Genomic DNA, 3140 nt, shown 5'->3' on the forward strand with positions numbered 1-3140 from the left:
CGGTCACCGGCGGATAGCGGCGGAGCACGTCGACCAGCACGGGGGTGGCGAGCTGCCGGTACCGGTCCAGCGCTGCCACGCCGACGATCTCGTCACCGCCGGCCTCCAGTTCGGCGACGCGCGCGGCGTTGGCGGCGGCCCGCAGAATGTGGCCGACCTGGGTGGCCTTCGCGATCGGGTGCAGGTACGCGGCCGCGGCGGCGTCACCGGCGGCCCGGGCGGCCAGGCGCGCGGACTCGGTGGGCGCGGACCGGGCGGCCCGGTGCGCGTCGAGGGACGTGGCCCGCTGGAGTTTCGTCCGGGCGGCGCCGCGCGCGAACGTCCACGCCGCGTCGACAGCCGCACGGGGACGCGGATCGCCGGGAACCGCCCGCTCGTAGACCGGGAGGACGTCCTCCGCGTGCCGGACCGCGTACCGCGCCACCTCGCGCAACTCGTCCATCGTCAGGTCGAAGTCCCCGGGCGCAGTCATGTCGCGGGCATCGTATCGGTGATGCCGCGCCGGTATGGGCCCCAGCCGACGAACCGCTCGAACAGCTCGCGCGGGGTCGGCCCGTCCTGCGGGTTGAGGCGGAACAGGTCGTGGGTGGCCTCGTGGTAGAGCCCGGACAGGTAGACGGCCAGGTCGACGGGGTGGTCCGCGTACTCGACCTTGAGCAGTAGGCGCGCCTGCGCACAGGGCCACGGCGCGCCGCAGGCGCGGCACAGCCAGAGCGGCCGGATCGGCAGGTGGGCCGGGTGGTCCGGCGGGTAGGGGCGGGGCCGATCGGGGTACGGCCCGAGCCGCGGTACGGGAAGGTTCATGCGTGACAGTCTGCTGATCGCGCCACTACGCTCGGAAGTCCTCGCTGCCGGTCCGGGGAGAGGCCGGGAGACCGGCCGCAATCTGAGGAGGGCGTGTGGAGAACGAGCCGACCGCCGAGCTGATCCGCGCGCAACTGCGGCGGCTGCGGGTGCGGGCCGAACTGAGCCAGGAGGAGTTCGGGAGGCTCGTGCACTTCTCCGGCTCCCAGGTGTCGGCGGTCGAGCTGGGCCACCGGCCGCTCGACAGGTTCTTCCTCGCCCGGGCCGACGAGGTGCTCGGCACCGGCGGACTGTTGATGTCGCTGCTCAAGCTCGCCGAGCGCGACGGCCAGCCGAGCTGGTTCCGCCCCTGGCTCGAAGCCGAACGCCAGGCGCAGCAGTTGCGCACCTACCAACCGACCCTGGTTCCCGGACTGCTCCAGACCGAGAACTACGCCCGCGCGATGATCCGCACGGATGACCTGATCACCGATGACGAGGTGGAACGACGCCTCGGAGTGCGGCTGGACCGGCAGTCGATCCTCTCCGACCCGGGCCGCCCGAAGTACATTGCCGTCATCGAGGAGTCCGTTCTACGCCGCGCCGACGAGGGCTACCGCGGACTCATGGCCGAGCAGATCGCGCACCTCGCCGAGTGCGCCGAGCGCCCGCACGTCGACATTCACATCGTGCCGACCTCGGTTACCGTGCACGTCGGCCTGGTCGGACCGTTCGCGCTGGCCCGGGGCACAGACGGCGGCTGGGTCGGTCACCTGGAGAACCAACTCGGCGGCGTCGTGGTCGACAAGGACGAGGACGTGGCTATCCTGCTGTCCAGATGGGAGAGTGTCCGCAGCGAGGCACTACCGCGCCGGCAGTCGGTCGAGCTGATGAAGGACGTGATGACCTCGTGGAGCTGACTGGAGCGATCTGGCGGAAGTCCACACGCAGCGGTACCCAGGGCGACTGTGTCGAGGTGGCGGACAACCTGGCCGGTGTGGTCGGGGTGCGGGACAGCAAGGACCCGGCCGGGCCGGTGCTCACCTTCACACCCGACGCCTGGCGGGCCTTCGTCCGGCTCAGCGGGAGCCGCGCGTCGCGCTGATCATGTGGGCCGATCCGGTGCCACAGCTCGCCCGTGCCGGCCCCGACCTCCAGCACGTCCCGGGCCAGTGGAAGCCGCTCGCCCAGCCAGGCGTACCAGTTCTGCGGATTGGTGCCGTAGGCGTGCAGCGCGATGCGAGCGGTCAGGTTGCCGGTCGTCGTCGCGTACTGGCTGGTCGCGCGCGCCGACGCGGTGGCGTCGCCCGTCATGAGAGGTAGAAGCAGAACGGGTGACCATCCGGGTCGAGGAGCACCCGGACGTCGTCCTGCGGCTGGAAGTCGGGCAGCGTCGCACCCACGGACACCGCGTACGCCACGGCTGCCTCCAGGTCGTCGACCTTGATGTCCAGGTGGACAGACATCTGCTGGTCGCCGGGACCGGCCGGCCACACCGGCCGCACGTAGGCCGGCTCGTCCTGGAACGCCAGCCAGTGGCCGCCCTCGGGCGGGGCGAGGAGGACCCAGTCGGCTTCCTTCTCGCGCCGGATCCAGCCGAGCAGCCGCTCGTAGAATGCGGCCAGGTCCTCTGCGGACGGCGCGTCCAGCACCGTTGTCGTCAGCTTCATCAGCGGTCGCTCAGCCATGCCGCATTCCTACCCGGCACCCGCGACATTTACCGGCCCGTCCGCACCATCTCGGCGGGGTGGCGGCATCCGACTGGTGTCGATACCGCCACCTCGCCGAGCCGGCGACGATCGGTCCGCGCGGACACCGAAAGGGGTCGCCCGGCCCTCCGCTCGCGCCATAAGCTGCGGCAATGCTGCTGCGCATGTCGACCCTGCTGCTCCGGACCCTGCGTGAGGACCCGGCCGACGCGGAAGTGCCGAGCCACCGGCTGCTGCTGCGCGCCGGATACGTCCGCCGGGCCGCGCCGGGCGGCTACACCTGGCTGCCGCTGGGCAAGCTCGTGCTGGACCGGATCACCGCGATCGTCCGGGACGAGATGACCGCGATCGGCGACCAGGAGGTGCACTTCCCGGCGCTGCTCCCGGCCGAGCCCTACCGGACCAGCGGGCGGTGGACCGAATACGGGGACGACATCTTCACGCTCGCCGACCGCAAGGGCGCCGACCATCTGCTCGCGCCGACCCACGAGGAGCTGGCCGCGCTGCTGGTGAAGGACCTGTTCACCTCGTACCGGGACTTCCCGGTGACGCTGTTCCAGATCCAGACGAAGTTCCGCGACGAGGCCCGTCCCCGCGCCGGTCTGCTGCGCGGGCGCGAGTTCCTGATGAAGGACGCCTACTCGTTCG

Annotated in this window: 6 protein-coding genes; 3 read left to right on the forward strand and 3 right to left on the reverse strand. The window is 71.5% G+C overall.

Translation table 11 applies throughout. From position 1 onward, the window contains the following. Positions 1–472, reverse strand: a 472-nt coding sequence (locus KBX39_RS27345) for a putative immunity protein (protein ID WP_210873236.1), incomplete at its 3' end; no start/stop codon positions are given. Continuing rightward, positions 469–804, reverse strand: coding sequence for a hypothetical protein (locus tag KBX39_RS27350; RefSeq protein ID WP_082931107.1), 336 nt, complete (start codon positions 802–804; stop codon positions 469–471). The genes KBX39_RS27345 and KBX39_RS27350, both read right to left, overlap by 4 nt. A gap of 95 nt (positions 805–899) precedes the next feature. On the opposite strand from KBX39_RS27350, the gene KBX39_RS27355 reads away from it, so the two are divergent. Further along, positions 900–1703: a helix-turn-helix transcriptional regulator gene (locus KBX39_RS27355; protein ID WP_166456816.1), complete on the forward strand. Its 804-nt coding sequence runs from the start codon at positions 900–902 to the stop codon at positions 1701–1703. Next, the gene (locus tag KBX39_RS27360; RefSeq protein ID WP_166456815.1) at positions 1694–1888 is read left to right on the forward strand and encodes a DUF397 domain-containing protein; all 195 of its coding nucleotides are present in this window, start codon (positions 1694–1696) and stop codon (positions 1886–1888) included. The genes KBX39_RS27355 and KBX39_RS27360 overlap by 10 nt, the downstream gene beginning before the upstream one ends. A 205-nt stretch (positions 1889–2093) precedes the next feature. On the opposite strand, the gene KBX39_RS27365 is transcribed toward KBX39_RS27360, so the two are convergent. Beyond that, positions 2094–2471, reverse strand: a complete 378-nt coding sequence (locus KBX39_RS27365; protein ID WP_043327654.1) for a VOC family protein — start codon at positions 2469–2471, stop codon at positions 2094–2096. A gap of 173 nt (positions 2472–2644) precedes the next feature. Here KBX39_RS27365 and KBX39_RS27370 point away from each other — a divergent pair. Then, positions 2645–3140, forward strand: a 496-nt coding sequence (locus tag KBX39_RS27370) for an aminoacyl--tRNA ligase-related protein (RefSeq protein WP_312247497.1), incomplete at its 3' end; no start/stop codon positions are given.

The sequence above is a fragment of the Micromonospora sp. D75 genome, from assembly GCF_018070405.1.
Taxonomy (GTDB): domain Bacteria; phylum Actinomycetota; class Actinomycetes; order Mycobacteriales; family Micromonosporaceae; genus Micromonospora; species Micromonospora chalcea.